The organism is Accumulibacter sp., from assembly GCF_036625275.1.
GTDB lineage: Bacteria > Pseudomonadota > Gammaproteobacteria > Burkholderiales > Rhodocyclaceae > Accumulibacter.
The window spans coordinates 1-14,922 of sequence record NZ_JAZKUD010000022.1 but is presented as its reverse complement, the minus strand read 5'-3'; the positions used below and the strand labels follow the sequence as shown (position 1 = coordinate 14,922).

10 protein-coding genes are annotated in these 14,922 nt (G+C 69.1%); 5 read left to right on the top strand and 5 right to left on the bottom strand.

All coding sequences use genetic code 11. From position 1 onward, the window contains the following. Positions 1-11 precede the first annotated feature (11 nt). From V5B39_RS09710 to V5B39_RS09700, 3 genes are all read left to right on the top strand, one after another. Positions 12-2,807 carry an SUMF1/EgtB/PvdO family nonheme iron enzyme gene (locus tag V5B39_RS09710; protein ID WP_332342691.1) on the top strand — a complete coding sequence of 932 codons (2,796 nt, stop codon included), beginning with the start codon at positions 12-14 and terminating at the stop codon, positions 2,805-2,807. A 152-nt stretch (positions 2,808-2,959) separates the two neighbouring features. After that, positions 2,960-6,262, top strand: a complete 3,303-nt coding sequence (locus V5B39_RS09705) for an SUMF1/EgtB/PvdO family nonheme iron enzyme (protein WP_332342690.1) — start codon at positions 2,960-2,962, stop codon at positions 6,260-6,262. Beyond that, positions 6,213-6,752, top strand: coding sequence for an SUMF1/EgtB/PvdO family nonheme iron enzyme (locus V5B39_RS09700; protein WP_332342689.1), 540 nt, complete (start codon positions 6,213-6,215; stop codon positions 6,750-6,752). Before V5B39_RS09705 ends, V5B39_RS09700 begins: the two co-directional genes overlap by 50 nt. Before the next feature lie 85 nt (positions 6,753-6,837). Here V5B39_RS09700 and avd read toward each other — a convergent pair whose 3' ends face one another. Further along, complete coding sequence (avd, locus tag V5B39_RS09695) at positions 6,838-7,230, bottom strand: diversity-generating retroelement protein Avd (protein ID WP_332342688.1); 393 nt, start codon at positions 7,228-7,230, stop codon at positions 6,838-6,840. A gap of 118 nt (positions 7,231-7,348) precedes the next feature. On the opposite strand from avd, the gene V5B39_RS09690 reads away from it, so the two are divergent. Next, positions 7,349-8,473 (top strand): reverse transcriptase domain-containing protein, encoded by a 1,125-nt coding sequence (locus V5B39_RS09690; protein ID WP_332342687.1) that lies wholly within the window; start codon positions 7,349-7,351, stop codon positions 8,471-8,473. Positions 8,474-8,501: 28 nt separating this feature from the next. Here the strand turns inward: V5B39_RS09690 and V5B39_RS09685 are convergent, their stop codons facing one another. From V5B39_RS09685 to V5B39_RS09670, 4 genes are all read right to left on the bottom strand, one after another. Further along, positions 8,502-12,254, bottom strand: a complete 3,753-nt coding sequence (locus V5B39_RS09685) for an SUMF1/EgtB/PvdO family nonheme iron enzyme (RefSeq protein ID WP_332342686.1) — start codon at positions 12,252-12,254, stop codon at positions 8,502-8,504. Between the two features lie 343 nt (positions 12,255-12,597). Beyond that, complete coding sequence (locus V5B39_RS09680) at positions 12,598-12,819, bottom strand: zf-HC2 domain-containing protein (protein WP_332342685.1); 222 nt, start codon at positions 12,817-12,819, stop codon at positions 12,598-12,600. 329 nt (positions 12,820-13,148) lie between these two features. Then, positions 13,149-13,724 (bottom strand): TVP38/TMEM64 family protein, encoded by a 576-nt coding sequence (locus V5B39_RS09675; RefSeq protein WP_332342684.1) that lies wholly within the window; start codon positions 13,722-13,724, stop codon positions 13,149-13,151. Further along, positions 13,718-14,356: a hypothetical protein gene (locus V5B39_RS09670; RefSeq protein WP_332342683.1), complete on the bottom strand. Its 639-nt coding sequence runs from the start codon at positions 14,354-14,356 to the stop codon at positions 13,718-13,720. Before V5B39_RS09670 ends, V5B39_RS09675 begins: the two co-directional genes overlap by 7 nt. Positions 14,357-14,705: 349 nt before the next feature. Here V5B39_RS09670 and V5B39_RS09665 point away from each other — a divergent pair. Further along, a partial coding sequence (locus tag V5B39_RS09665; RefSeq protein WP_332342682.1) for a hypothetical protein occupies positions 14,706-14,922 on the top strand: 217 nt, incomplete at its 3' end.

Sequence of the window (14,922 nt, the reverse complement as noted above, 5' to 3'; positions counted from 1 at the left end):
GCACCACGGCAATGAACAGCGAACGACTTCCCCCAGCAAGAAAGCCGCGCCGAGGCGCGAAAGGCCGCGTCAAGGGCGACGGTGCGCTCGCTCAGGGGAAGGCGGCCACCGCCCTGGGCCGGGGTGCGCGCCAGGCCGGCCGCGACATCTACGAAATCACCACCGTCTTCCCGCTGGCGGCCGCGCCCGACGACGCCGCCGAACTGCGCCAGGCCTATCTGGCCTGGCTGGTCACGCAGGCCAACCGGCTGCCACTCTTCCTCAGCGACAGCGGCAAGATGGTGCAACTGCCCGCGGTCTACACCGCGCTGCTCACCACGGCAAGCGACGACAGCCTTCGCCAGCCAGCCGCCGCACGCGGCACCCACCCGTCCGGCGAGGGCGAGCCGCGCCAGGGCGAGCGCCTGTCGGCGCTCGAAGCGCTCGACCGCGAGCGCTCGCTGGTGCTGATGGGCGGACCGGGGAGCGGCAAGACGACTTTCCTCAACTTCGTCGCCTTGTGCCTGGCCGGCGAGCTTTTGGGCTTGCCGGCCGCCAACCTGAAGCTTCTCCGCCAGCCGATCCCGCCCGAACCCGACGCTCCACCCGCCGACGCCAAGCCGCCGCGGCAACGCTGGACGCACGGCGCGCTGCTGCCGGTCTGCGTCGTGCTGCGCGATTTCGCCGCCAGTCTGACGCCTGACACGCGGGCCGACGCCGGCACCCTGTGGCGTTTCATCGTCGACCAGTGGCCCGAGCCACTGCGGCCCTACGCCGACCCCTTGCAGCGCGAACTGCTCGGCCGCGGCGGGCTGGTCCTGCTCGACGGGCTGGACGAAGTCCCCGACGCCGAGAGCCGGCGCGCCCAGGTCAAGCAGGCCGTGCAGTCCTTCGCCGGGGTTTACGGCCAGTGCCGTTTCCTCGTCACCAGCCGTACCTACGCCTACCAGCACCAGGACTGGAAGCTCATGGGTTTCGCCGAACGCGAACTGCTGCCCTTCACGCGCGGCCAGATCGAGCGCTTCATCGACGCCTGGTACGCCCACATGGCGAACGATCTGGAGCGCCTGAGCGCGTCGCAGGCGGCGGACGGCGCGGCAACGCTCAAGCGTGCCACCAAACGCCGCGAACTGCGCGAACTCGCTGCCCGCCCGCTGCTGCTGACCCTGATGGCGCGGCTGCAGACGCGCGGCGGCGGCGCGCTGCCGGAAAGCCGCGAGAAGCTGTACGCCGAGTCGGTCGACATGCTGCTCGACGAGTGGGAACGTCACAAGCCGCGCTTCGACCGCAGCGGCCAGCGGGTGGACGAACCCTGCCTCAGCGAGTGGCTGGGTGCCAGCCGCGAGAGCATACGCCGCGAAATCGACCGCCTGGCCTACGAGGTACACCGGGCGCAGCCCTCGCTGACCGGCACGGCCGACATTCACGCCGACGCGCTGACGGCGGCGCTGCGTGCCGCCTCGCGCGACCGGCCGGACGCCAGACTCATGCGCCTCGAGGAGTACCTGCGCGACCGTGCCGGGCTGCTCAGCGCGCACGGCGAGGGCTGGTATCAGTTCCCACACCGTTCCTTCCAGGAGTATCTGGCCGCCTGTCATCTGGCGCGCTTCAAGTTCCCCGACGAACTGAGCCGACTGGCGACAACCGACCCCGACCGCTGGCGCGAGGTCGTTCTGCTCGCCGCGGCGAGTTCCCGGAACGCGCCGAGCGCCATCTGGGACCTGGTCGACACCTTGTGCGGCGGGCCCGTCGATCCGGGCCCCGGAGCGCCCGAACCCGACAGCGAAACGCAGTGGGGCGCGCTTCTCGCCGGCCAGGCGCTGCACGAAACCGGCCTGGCGGCGGCCGACCCCGACCTGCAGCTACGCCACGAAAGCAAGCGCCGGCGCGTGCGCGACTGGCAGTGCTGCTTGTTGCACAGCACCCGTCTGCCGGTGCGCGAACGCGCGCTGGCCGGCGACCTGCTCGCCGCCCTCGGCGACACCCGGCAGGAACTGCTCGACGTCGACCACATGCGCTTTGCCTTCGTGCCGCGCGGCGCTTTCTGGATGGGCGACGAAGGAAACAACCAAGCGCCGCTGCATCGCAACGAAACGCTGGACTACGACTACTGGATCGCTGAATCGCCGGTCACGGTGGCGCAGTTCGCACAGTTCGTCGCCAGCGCCGGCGGCGAAGCGCCCGATCCGGATGCCTTGCGCGATCCGGCGAACCGGCCACTGGCATCGGTAAGCTGGCACGACGCCCTTGCCTTTTGTGTGTGGCTAGGCGAGCGCTGGCGCGACCGGCTGCCGGCCGGCTGGTCCGTCGCCCTGCCGTCGGAAGCCGAGTGGGAGAAAGCGGCGCGTGGCGGCGTGGAGCTTCCCGTCGCTGCGCAGTACACCACGGTCGGCCAGGGCCTCGCTCTGGCCGACCCGGCACGGCGGAAGAACCCGCAACCGCAGCGCGCCTGGCCCTGGGGCGACGAGTGGGAGGTCGACCGGGCGAATGCCGAGATGAACATCGGTGCGAGCAGCACGCCGGGCTGCTTCGAGGCCGGGCGCAGCCCCTGTGGATGCCTGGACATGGCGGGCAACGTCTGGGAGTGGACGCGCAGTCTGTGGGGCACCGATTGGCGGCAACCCGCTTTCGTCTACTCCTACGATGCCAGAGATCTGAAACGTGAAGACCTTGATGCCTTGGACGATGTCTTCCGGGTCGTGCGGGGCGGCTCGTGGTTCAATCGTCGGGACGGCGCCCGCTGCGCCTACCGCAGCGGGGCTCTCCCTGGCTCTCGGATTGGCTTTCTCGGTTTTCGGGTCGTGTTGCGTTCTTCCCCTGTTCCTTGACTCTGTTCTCTGCTCCCTCCGGCCTCTGTCACTCCGGGTACTCCGGCTCCGGAGGGGGGGCGGGGGAAACTTCCCCCGCCGCGCAGCGCCCTTGATTTTCACGACCCCGTCGCGTACGGTTTGCCCGACCTCAGCCTTCCCGAGCCGACAGCATGATCACCACCAGAAAGATCTTCCTCGCCTCCTCGCAGGAACTCGAAGACGACCGCCGGCAGTTCGAGGTTTTCATCGCTCGCGAAAACAAGTCGTGGGTCAAGCAGGGGGTGGAACTCGAACTCGTCCTCTGGGAAGACTTCCTCGACGCCGTTTCCCGCACGCGCCTGCAAGACGAGTACCTGCGCGCGATCGGTCGCTGCGACATCTTCGTCCTGCTCTTCTTCACCAAGGTCGGCCCCTATACTGCGGAAGAGTTCGCGGCGGCCTACGAGCACTTCCAGGCCACCGGCAGACCCTTGCTGTACACCTATTTCAAGGACGCGCCGCACCAGGCCGCACGCGCCGACCTGCTGAGCCTGTGGGCGTTTCAGGACAAGCTCGAGGCCCTCGGCCACTTCCCGACCAGGTACGCGAACGTCGACCAGCTCAAGCTGCACTTCCGCCAGCAACTCGACAAACTCGCCGCCAGCGGTTTCGGCGACTCGCCGCCCGACCGGGCGGCGCCGGCGGCGCCCGGCGGCGGCCGCTTCGAGGCGCGACTCACAGGCGACGGGGCCATCGCCCAGGGTGACGGCGCCATCGCGGTCGGTGCCGGCGGCCAGTTCACACAGATCGTCAGGAAGAAAGTCCCGCGTCGCGACAAATCGGTCGAGAACCGCGCCGTCATCGCCGACTACCTTGCCGCGCTGGCCAGCGATCTCGCCGGCCTGAAGCTCGGCGAAATCGATGTCGCCGCCAGCGACACCCGCCGCGAGCCCTTGCAGCTCGCCGATGTCTATGTGCCGCTGGCCACGCATCTGCGCCTGCCGGCGCAGACGACGCTGGCGCAGTGGCTGGCCAGCGACCGCCAGCGGGCGCGCGGCGAGCGCGCCGATCTCGAGACAGCGCACGAGACCCGGCCGGTGCCGGTGCTCGAAGCGCTGGCGCAGCATCGGCAACTGACGCTGCTCGGCGCCGCCGGCAGCGGCAAGAGCACTTTCGGCGCCAGCGTCCTGCTCACGCTGGCGCAGGCCTGGCCGGGGCAGGCCGAGCGGCTCGCCGATCTGGGGGACGCCTGGACGCACGGCGCGCGGCTGCCGGTGCGCGTCGTTCTGCGCCGCTTCGCCGAAGAGCTGCCGGCCGGCGGCGCGCCGCCATGCGCCGGCGACCTCTGGACTTTCATCGGGCGCTCGCTCGACGCCGCAGGCTACGGCCTGTCGTCGGCCACCTGCCAAACCATCCGGCGCGTCGCCCGCGACCAGGGGGCGCTGTTTCTGTTCGACGGCCTCGACGAGTGCGGCAGCGAAGCCGCTTGCCAGCGCGTTCTCGGCGCGGTCGACGAGTTCGTGCGCAACGCCGGCCGGCACTGCCGTTTCCTGCTCACCGCGCGGCCCTATGCCTGGCCCGGCGGTGCCGACCCGGCGCAAGGCGTGTACTCGCTGGCCGACCTCGACGACGGGCAGATCGAACAATTCGTCCGCGCCTGGTACGCCGCGCTGGCCAGGCGCCAGTGGTTGTCGCCCGGCGACGCTGAGCGCAAGTGCGACGATCTGCTCGCCGCGCGCCGGCGCCCGGACCTCTTGCCGCTGGCGCGCAACCCCTTGCTGCTGACGCTGATGGCCTCCTTGCACGCCAATCGCGGGCGCCTGCCCGACGACCGCGCGGACCTCTACGACGACTCGGTCGATCTGCTGTTGCTGCGCTGGAACCGGCAGATCGGCGCCGACCAGACGCTGCTCGACGCGCTGGCGATTCCGACGCTGAAGCTCTCGGACCTGCGCGGCGTGCTCGAAGAACTGGCCTTCGCGGTGCATGCCGAGAGCGTCGTCGAGCAGGCCCTTGTGCACGCCGGCCCGGTCGCGGCCAGCGCCGCCGGCGCTCCGGCCGATATCGGCGAAGGCCGCCTGCTGCAAGCGTTTCGGGGGCTGCTGCAGAACGATCTGAACAAAGCCGCGATCGTCGTCGACTACATCGAAAAACGCGCTGGCCTCCTGCTTGGCCAGTGCTTCCGCCACGGCGAGCGGCAGTTCGCCTTTCCGCACCGCACCTTCCAGGAATTCCTCGCCGCCAGCCATCTCGCCGCGCGGCCGGACTTCGCCACCAAGTGCGCGCGTCTGGCCCGGCAAGCTCCCGGCCACTGGCAGGTGGTGCTGCCACTGGCGGCGCGGCTGGCCAAGGCCGAGCGCGGCGCCAGCGCGGCCGACGAGCTGATCGGCGGCCAGGCGGTCGCCGACTGCCGCCGGAAGAGACCCGTCGCGGCCGCCGACTGGAACTGCGCCTTGCTGGCCGGGATGCAGCTGCTCGAGATCGGCGTCGGCGCGATCCGCCAGCGCGAGCGCACCGCCGCCATCGCGGCGCGCGTCGCCGGCTGGCTCGCCGCGTCGCTGCCGATCCATCCCGACGACGGCGGCGCGACGCGAACGCAGCGCGCGCGGGCCGGCGACGTGCTGGCGCAGATCGGCGACCCGCGTTTCGACGCGCAGCGTTTCTATCTGCCGGCCGACGACACGCTCGGTTTCGTTCGCCTTGCCGCCGACCCAGGGTTCGTGATCGGCACGCAACGAGGCGACAGGAAACGGGTTTCGCGGATCGCCGGTTACGAGCTTTCCGACGATGAAATCAACGACGCGCTCACGCCGACGCCGGAGTTCTACATCGCCCGCTATCCGGTGACCGTCGCGCAGTTCCGCGCTTTCGTCGAGGCGACGGGATATGCGATCGGCGACCCGGACGCCTTGCGCGACCCGGACAGCCGGCCGGTGCGCCACGTCAGTTGGCACGACGCGCTGGCCTGGTGCGGCTGGCTCAACGAGGTGCTGACCACGGCCGACGTTTTCGCCGACCATCCGATCGCCAGCCTGGTGCGCGAACGCGGTTGGCGGGTCGCTCTGCCGAGCGAACTCGAGTGGGAGAAAGCGGCGCGCGGCGGCCTCGCCGGCGCGGTTTTCCCGTGGGGAGACGAGGCCGATCCCGAACGGGCCAACTACGACGCGGCGGAGATCAACGACAGCTCGGCGGTCGGCTGCTTTGCGGCGAACGGTTTCGGCCTGTACGATATGGCGGGTAATGTCTGGGAATGGACGCGCAGCCTGTGGGGCGACGACTGGGCGCAGTCCGATTTCGTCTACCCCTACGATGCCAGGGATCTGAAACGTGAAGACCTGGATGCCTCGGACGATGTCTACCGGGTCGTGCGGGGCGGCTCGTGGAACCTTCTTCGAGTCCTCGCCCGCTGCGCCTGCCGCTACAGGATTCACCCTGGCGTTCGGGATGGTGATCTCGGTTTTCGGGTCGTGTTGCGTTCTTCCCCTGTTCCTTGACTCTGTCCTCTGCTCCCTCCGGCCTCTGTCACTCCGGGTACTCCGACTCCGGAGGGGGTGCGGGGGAAACTTCCCCCGCCGCGCGCAGCGCAACGCGCGATTTTTTTGCTATCCTTCGCCGACCGGATGGCGACATCCGGTCAGGCAGTCTGGAGAGGTCGTGCGGGGCGGCTCGTGGAACAATCATCGAGACAACGCCCGCTGCGCCTACCGCAACAGGAATCACCCTGGCAATCGGAATGATAATCTCGGTTTTCGGGTCGTGTTGCGTTCTTCCCACGTTCTTCCGCCCCTTCTTCTGGTTCCGCCGCCAGGTGGAACGGCGCGCCGGCACCCCCGTGCCGGCCGTGTTCCGGAAATGCCGGTCGATTCGCGCAAGCGGCTTGGCCGGCCGAGGCGAAGGAAGAAGAACAGCGCCAGACAGGTCTGGTCCGCGCGCAGGCCGCAAGGCGGGGCGACAGCGGGGCAATCGCCCGCGCCGGGCACCTAGCGAAGCACGGGAACGGCCAGGCCGACGCGCCCGCCGTTCCCGCCCCGACTTCCGCCCCGACTCCCGCCACCGGAACCGCGCCGGGTCAGGAGAAATCCTCGGCCTCGCGACCCGAGCGAGCGGGCCTGCCGGACGCCGTTTGCCGAATCCAGCCACCGAGCAGCCGGCCGACCTGGGCGACGAGGCGGCTGACGTGCTCGTATTGGCCGCTACTCAGCCAATCCCATTGCCGGGCCAGGCGCAAGTACAGTCGCAGCTTGTTGAGCTGCGCGTCGGCGGCCTGCAGATGCTGCAGGCGCTGCGCGCCGTGGCGGGCGTTGGCTTCGAAAATCGCCTCCTGGAAATCAAGCGCGGCACCCTGCAGGCGTTGCGTGACGACGAAGCGCTGGGTCTTCGGGAAGCGCTCGCAGTGCGGCAGGAGCCAGGTGAGAAGGTCGTAGGTCTGGGTGAAAATCACCAGTTCTTTCGTGGTGGGCATCGTGAGCAACTCCGGGCAGGGAAGGAGAAGCGGCGCCGTTCGCCGGCACCGCAGGCGGCTCGGCCGGCCCGCACTGCCCGGGCGGCGGTCCGTGTCGCCAAATCGGCGTCGTCCGGCAATGGCTGAACTTTTCGACGCCGTCACCGAATGGGACAACCTCTGGCAGGCGTTCTCCGTCGCCGCGCGCGGCAAGCGCCGCAAGGGTAGCGCGGCGGCGTTCGAGCAACAAGTGGCTGACCGACTGGTGACCGTGCAGGACGAGTTGCGCGGCAAGACCTATCGGCCCGGCGCCTATCGCCACTTCTTCATTCACGAGCCGAAGCGTCGCAAGATCAGTGCCGCGCCGTTTCGCGACCGCGTCGTCCATCACGCGCTGTGCCGGGTGATCGAGCCGCTGTTCGAGGCCCGGTTCATCGCCGACAGCTACGCCAATCGCCGCGGCAAGGGAACGCACCGGGCGCTGGACCGGCTGCAGTACCAGGCGCGGCGTTATCGCTACGTGCTGCGCGCCGATGTCGTGCAGCACTTCCCGTCGCTCGACCACGATCTCCTGCGCGGCAAGCTGGCGCGCGTGGTCGACGATCCGGATCTGCGATGGTTGGCCGGTGTCATCCTCGACAGCGGCGCCGGCGTGCTGGCCGACGAGTACCGCCCGGTGTACTTCCCCGGCGACGACCTGCTCGCCGCCTGCCGCCCACGCGGCCTGCCGATCGGCAATCTGACTTCGCAGTTCTGGTCGAATGTCTATCTCAACGACTTCGACGGGTTCGTGCAACGCCAACTGGGCTGCCGCGCCTACCTGCGCTACGTCGATGATTTCGCGCTGTTCGGCGACGACCGGAAAACGCTGTGGCAATGGAAGGAGGCGCTGATCGCCCGCCTGGCAGAGGAGCGGCTGACCATCCACGCGGCGCAGGCGCAGGTGCTGCCGACGCGCTGCGGCATCCCCTGGCTGGGCTTCGTCGTGTACCCGACACATCGTCTGCTCAAGCAGCGCAACGCGGTCAACTTCACGCGCCGGCTGACCAGCAATCTCGACGCCTATCGCGCGGGCTCGATCTCCTTCGCCGAACTCGACGCCAGCGTACGCGGCTGGATCAATCATGTCCGCTACGCCGACACCTGGGGCTTGCGCAAGCACCTCTTCGCGACGCATCCGATCCCACGCCGCCCCTCGAGGCTGCGCTGCGCGGCGGGGGAAGTTTCCCCCGCACCCCCTCCGGAGCCGGAGTACCCGGAGTGACAGAGGCCGGAGGGAGCAGAGGACAGAGTCAAGGAACAGGGGAAGAACGCAACACGACCCGAAAACCGAGATCACCATTCCGACTGCCAGGGCGAAGCCTGACGCGGAAGGCGCAGCGGGCGAGGCCCCGATGACCGTCCCACGAGCCGCCCCGCACGACCCACAAGACATCGTTCCCGGCCAGCAGGTCCTCGCGTTTCGGGTCGGCAGGATCGTACGGATAGTTCCGGTAGCGGCTGCGCGTCCATTCCCAGACATTACCCGCCATATCGTACAGGCCGAAACCGTTCGCCGCAAAGCAGCCGACCACGGACGTATCGCCAACCTGCGAATCCGCATAGTTCGCGCGGTTCGGGTCGGCATCGTCTCCCCAAGGAAAAACCGCGCCGGTAAGGCCGCCGCGCGCCGCTTTCTCCCACTCGAGTTCGCTCGGCAGGGCGACCTGCCAACCGCGTTCGCGCACCAGCCTGGCGATCGGATGGTCGGCGAAAACGTCGGCCGTGGTCAGCACCTCGTTGAGCCAGCCGCACCAGGCCAGCGCGTCGTGCCAACTGACGTGGCGCACCGGCCGGCTGTCCGGGTCGCGCAAGGCCTTCGGGTCGCCGATCGCATCTCCCGTCGCCTCGACGAAAGCGCGGAACTGCGCGACGGTCACCGGATGACGGGCAATGTAGAACTCCGGCGTGGGCGTGAGCGCGTCGTTGATTTCGTGATCGAGAACAGGGTAACCGGTAATCCGGGAGACCCGTTTCCTGTCGCTTGGTCGCGTGCCGATCATGAACCCTGGATCGGCGGCAAGGCGAACGAAACCGAGCGTGTCGTCGGCCGGTAGATAGAATCGCTGCGCGTCGAAACGTGGATCGCCGATCTGCGCCAGAACGTCGCCGGCCCGCGCGCGCACCGTCGGTCGCGATGCCGCCAGCGCATCGACGTCGCCCAAGAGGCCGACGAGGCGCTGCGCGCACTCGGCGCGCAGGGTTTCGCCGCTCTCGCGCCACTCGATCGCCGCCGTGGCGGCCAGCTCGGCGGCCGAGAATTGCGCATTGCCGACGCGACCGCTTGCGGCCAGGGCGCGCAGGAAGTCGCGCGCCGAGCGGGCGGCGTGCGTCGCCTGGTAACCGGCGAGCAGCAGGATCGGCTCGCGCCACCAGGGGTCCGCGAGTCGTTCGGCGAGACAGGAGAGCAGCGCCTCGCGGCTGACGCGCCCGATCACCTCGCTCAGGTAGCGGGCGACGAGGAATTCCTGCAAGGCGAGATGCAGGAAGCGGTAAGCGCCGTCGCGCTCTTCGAGGACGCTGCCGCGTTGCCGCGCATGGCGGACGAAATCGTCGAGGCGCGGCTGGAAATCGGCTTCCGCGCCCAGGATGGCGCGCAGCGCCGGCTCCTCGATTTCGCGCCCCTGGTCGGCGCCCTGCTGGTGCATCCGGAAAGCGAACTGCTGCGCCATGTCGCGGTACAGCGTCCAGTCGGCGGACAACTCGCGATTGTCGCTCTCGTCGCGCCCGTAATCGACCTGCAGCAGCGCGTTGATCGCCTTGTCGAAGAGGTCGGCGCGCTGGTCGGGCAGCGCGCGGTTGTTGAGATGGACGATCAGGAGCAGGCGCACCATCAGCGGGCTGTCGACCAGCGGCGCGGCGTTTTCGCCCAGACGCTGGCGGCGATCGGCCTCCAGCCGCTGAATCCCGGTCAGCAGGTCGTCGGCGCGCTCGTTGCGGCGCACGCTGTCCTGCGGGTGGATGCAGGCGTAGGCCTGACGCACCATGGGCGCGATGTGCCGTTCGTGGTCAAGTGCCTGCACGGCGATCTCGCGAAAATCGGCGCCGAGCGCGGTGCCGCCGCTGCGATAGGCGATCGTCCGGCAGGTGACGACGACGCGCATCGCGTCGCGGCCGGCGACGAGCTTCTCCACCGACTGGCGGACCTCGGCGCGCTCGCCTTCGTTCGCCACCTCGTCGAGTCCATCGAGCAGCAGCAGGACATGGCGCCCATCCCTGAGCAGGCGGACGAAGAAGTCGACCGGTAGTTCGGAGGGTGCTTCGCTACGGATCAGGTGGTGCGAGATGAAGTGCGCCAGGGTCTGCTCGTGGGCCGGAGCTCCGGCCCGCAGTTGGCGTCGGTAGCGCGCGAACGAGGCCAGCGGCACGAGGATGGGCAGCGGCAGTTCGTCGGCGGCCATGGTCAGGCCGAGGCGCGAGCGCGCCGGTTCCGGCTGCCCGGTGAGCAGCGAGGAGGCCAGCGCCCAGGCCATGTGCAGCAACACCGTCGTCTTGCCGCAACCCGGTCCGCCGATGATGGCCAGGCGATGGCCGAGACCGAGGACCTCGTTCAGGGCGATGTCGGCTTCGCTGCCGGAAGGCTGGCTGGCGGCAGCGGTATCATCGAATTCACCAAGAAACTCGTTCAGGACGGCAGCGATATCATCGAATTCGAGACCAAGAACCTCGTTCAGGGCGACATCGGCCTCGCGGCTGGAAGGCTGGCCGGCGGCAGCGGCATCATCGAATTGTGCGCGCTGGCGTTTGGCCTTGCCCGGCTGGCCGATCCGCTCGGGCGCCTGGCCGGGACGCGGCAGCGAACGGGCGCGCAGCGGCACGTAGGCGGTCTCGAGCGGCAAGACGACGACCGCCGCGCCACCCGCCCGTTCGATGCCGCGCAGCTCGATGCTTTGCGTACGCTCCTGCAGCCAGCGCAGGTAGCCGGCGACCTGCCGGGCGATGGCGTCCTTGTTGGGGACGCTGCCGCCGGCGGCGCGGCCGTCGTGGTAGTAGTGGTTGACGATCTGCGTGCCGCTGACGATGGTGCCGCTGTTGTCGCCAACGACCTGGGTCGCACGTTCGCCGAGGGCGTTGCCGCCGGCCTGAGCCGCGGCGCCCGGACCGCTGACGGTGGCCCGCCAGGAAACCGCCGGCGGCAGAGGCGCCAATGGCGTGAATGGATCGGGCGCCGCCTGCCCCTTGCCGAGCCCGTCGCCGCCAAGCACCAGGGCGACCGGGAAGTTGCCGGCCAACTGCGGGACGGGGTTCTGCTCGGCGCCATGCTCTGCCCGCGCGCTTTGCCGGACGGCGCGTTGAAGGTAGCTGGCCAGGTCGGAAACCAGGACCTCGCGCGCCCCGCCGGACGGCTGCGCGTGCCCGGTCAGCGCTTCGATCAGGTGATAGCTGAAGATACTCATGCGGCCGTCGGCCCGCAGGTAGGAGCTTTCGCCCGGCTGGCACGAACTGAGCACGGCGCGGCCGGCGAGCCGACCGGCAGCGGGCGACTTGGCCTGGGGCAGGAAGAGCGCCGGCGGAATCGCCGCGCTGGCGAATGGCGCCGGCACCGGCGCGGCCTGCTTGACGCCCATGCCGGCCGCGTGACAGCAGTCGAGAACGACGAGCAGGCGTCGCGGCGTCAGTTTTGCGACCGCGTCGGCAAAGTCGGTGGCGCGAATCGCGCTGCTGCGCATCCGCCGCAGGTTGAGGTCGTAGGGGATCAGATAGTGTTCGTCGCCTTCGACGTGGCCGTGGCCGCTGAAATAGAGGATGGCCGTCGAGTCGCCGTCCGGAATCGCCGCCAGTTCGTCGGCCAGCCAGTCGAGCCCGTCGAAAACTCCTTGTCGGGTGCTCTCGTCGCCGCTCAGCAAGCGCAGCTTGTCCGGGGCGTAGCCGCAACGCGCCGGATGGACCAGGACATCGCGCAGGGCGCGCGCGTCGGCGGCCACGGCCGGCAAGGCGGCACTGGCTTCCTTGTTCTGGTCCACGGCGATCAGCAGGGCAAAGGCGTTCTCGAAGCGATGGCTCATGTCGTCTCCTGGTCGGTAGCGGCGGGGCAAGAAACGCGATCAAGAGCGCCCCAGGCACCGACTATCGTACCCGAGATCGCCCGGTACGATGCCGGTCGGGCGCCGCGCGCGGCCCTGCGGACCGTTGCCGGCGCTGTCAGGGTCGCGACGGCGGTGCGCAGCCTCGCAGCCTGTCGGGTCGCCGCCGCGACGGTTGTTCACCAGCAGTCCAGAGCACGGCAAAGGCCTCGCCGCTGTTCTCGCAGACAGGCCTCCCGCTGCCCACCAGAACCTCGAGCAGCGCGTGCAACTGCGTATCGGAGAGGGCGGTACGGTGCCACGTCGCGCCGTCGATCGGATGCTCTCATTGCTTCTCACGGTCCACGGGATTGTCCGGCACGGCATCACCCGTGCCTTCGGCGTACCTGCGCATGGCCTGGCGCAGGAAGGCGAGGTGGCTGCGGAAGTTCCGACAGGCGACGCAGATCATCAGGTGCGTCCTCATCGTCACGCGCTCTTGCAGCGTCAGCTCGCGTTCGAGGGCGTCCGAGCACAGACGGGTCACTTTCCGGCAGCTGTCGATCATCGATCGATCCTGACGCCGGCGTCAACCCGCTGGCCGCCATGGCGCGGCGAACGCTTTGCGGCCGCGCGGCGGACTCGTCTCAAATGGCAGTCGGCCGGCATGGTCAGCGGGTCCGTCGGGCCAGGATGCACTTGCTCAAGGTTCCTCTCCTCGTGCGAAAGCCCACGCCGGACGATCAGGAAGCTGGCCGGGCCGGCGGTGCGAGCGCAGTTGGCCCAGTCGCAGTGACCGGACGACAACCGGGTTGCCGTTTCTTTGTCGGCTCGCGGCGCAGATCCTTACATTCTATTTGCCGAAATTTTGCGGCACGGGTCTGGCCATGCCGATTGCTAGCCGAGATGAAGCAGCCTGGCCAGAAAGTCGAAGAACAGGCAATAGACGGCGATCGGCAGAGGCATGCCGAGCAGCGTGCCGAGCATGTACTGGCGGAAGCCGACGCCGGACATGGCGAGGGCGTAGTTGAGCGCCGGCGCCGTCTGGAACAGGATGCGCAGGCAGAGAACGCTGCGGATCGGGTGGCCATCGAGTTGCTCCAGCAGGCGGCGCGCGGGCCGATTCTTCAACTGTCGCAGGGCATCGCCACCGACCAGGCGTATGCTGAGGAAGGTTACTGCACAGGAGACGTTGGCGGCGAGGTAGGTGACGACACCGCCCCAGCTCTGCCCCAGGGCCAGCACAGCGGCCGCGAGAAAGACCCACCCCGGAATCTGGAGCAGGTTGCCCAGCGAGAACAGCACGACAAAAATCAAGACGCCGTTCAGCCTGTGCTCGATGAACTGGTCGTGCAGGAACTGCCGACTGAAGTGGTCGCGCCAACCGGACAGCTCGAAGGTCGCGAACAATACGCCGAGAAACAGCGCCACGGCGAGCAGTCGCAGGTAGGCTAGGGTCGGGCGGTTCAGCACTTGCGGTCGAGTCGCCAGGTTCCGGCCTGCACCGGGATCGCCCGGTTGTCGAGCCGCCGCGTTTCCTCGGCCGCCCGAACACCGCGCACGACGTCCACGTGCAGCCCAGGTGCGAACGACAAGGCGACGCCGCTGGCAACGGCGGGCGGCTGGTAGGTGGCCTCGCGACCCGGCAGGTACGCGCCGAGCGGCGTCACCCGGAAGGCACTGAGGCCGTCGTAGCGGCCCAGGAACGCCTGCAGGCGGGCGCGCCAGTCGGTCGGGACGACATGGCGACCGTCGTCCCGCGCGTACGGAATGAACAGGCACCAGGCCGTGCTGTTGCCGGCGGAGTCGCCGTACGATTTCGCCGCGGCGACGCGAAAAGCCGGTGCGCGCTGGTATCTGGCGCGAAACCGCCGGTCGGAATACTCGCCGGGCGGGTGAGGCGCCGCTTCGGCGACGGCAGCCTGCTGCGCCTCGTCAGGCCGCGACCAGATGGCCGTCCGTTCCGGACCGAGCATGGCGACGACGATGCGCTCGATCGGATCGTCCTCGCGTGTCGCCGTTGTGCTTCCCGGCAGGTGGCTCACCAGGTCTTTTAACTCCGGCACGGTGAGAAATGCCAGCGAGTCTCGCACAGTAATCGACATATCCAGTCCCCTGGCAACTGAGGCCAGAGCCTTCGAGAAGTCGCCAATGCGCGATGGCCTGAGCGCCGCGCGCCGGAGTTGGGCGGTTGCCTGGCGGGGCGCCGCCCGATGCCTCGGTATCGAACCCTTGCTCCAGCCGCCGCGGAGCGGCAAGGCCTGGTCTGGCGTCGGCGCCGTGGCGCGTCCAGGCACGACTCCAGGCACGACGACTGGAACGCCAGGCGACTCCCGGGAGGGAATCCTCGGGAGTCGCCGGCGTGCGCGGATAGTACCGGTTGCGGGCGCTTCTGGTAAAGCGCCCTGTCGGCGAACTGCCGGCTGTTCCGGCGACCCTGCGGGCGCCGTTAAGGTGCAAGTCGCGTATGCGACTTGCACAGTAAGCCAACCCAGAAGCCATGCAGGCGCTGACCGGAATCGAACGCAGCACATCACCCGTTCCGGCCTGGGTGCCGATGCGGAAATCCTCGGTGGCGGCGCACCGCCCGAGCAGGTCGGCGCCGAGTTCGGCGGATTCGGCCGGCGGCAGGTCGAAGCCCCGGTAGCAGGCTTCCCAGGTGTAGCGAAGC

Bases quoted from the DNA above. Each gene is read 5' to 3' on its own strand.
- V5B39_RS09710 (WP_332342691.1), top strand. From the start codon at position 12: ATGAACAGCGAACGACTTCCCCCAGCAAGAAAGCCGCGCCGAGGCGCG.
- V5B39_RS09705 (WP_332342690.1), top strand. From the start codon at position 2,960: ATGATCACCACCAGAAAGATCTTCCTCGCCTCCTCGCAGGAACTCGAA.
- V5B39_RS09700 (WP_332342689.1), top strand. From the start codon at position 6,213: ATGGTGATCTCGGTTTTCGGGTCGTGTTGCGTTCTTCCCCTGTTCCTT.
- avd (WP_332342688.1), bottom strand. From the start codon at position 7,230: ATGCCCACCACGAAAGAACTGGTGATTTTCACCCAGACCTACGACCTT.
- V5B39_RS09690 (WP_332342687.1), top strand. From the start codon at position 7,349: ATGGCTGAACTTTTCGACGCCGTCACCGAATGGGACAACCTCTGGCAG.
- V5B39_RS09685 (WP_332342686.1), bottom strand. From the start codon at position 12,254: ATGAGCCATCGCTTCGAGAACGCCTTTGCCCTGCTGATCGCCGTGGAC.
- V5B39_RS09680 (WP_332342685.1), bottom strand. From the start codon at position 12,819: ATGATCGACAGCTGCCGGAAAGTGACCCGTCTGTGCTCGGACGCCCTC.
- V5B39_RS09670 (WP_332342683.1), bottom strand. From the start codon at position 14,356: ATGTCGATTACTGTGCGAGACTCGCTGGCATTTCTCACCGTGCCGGAG.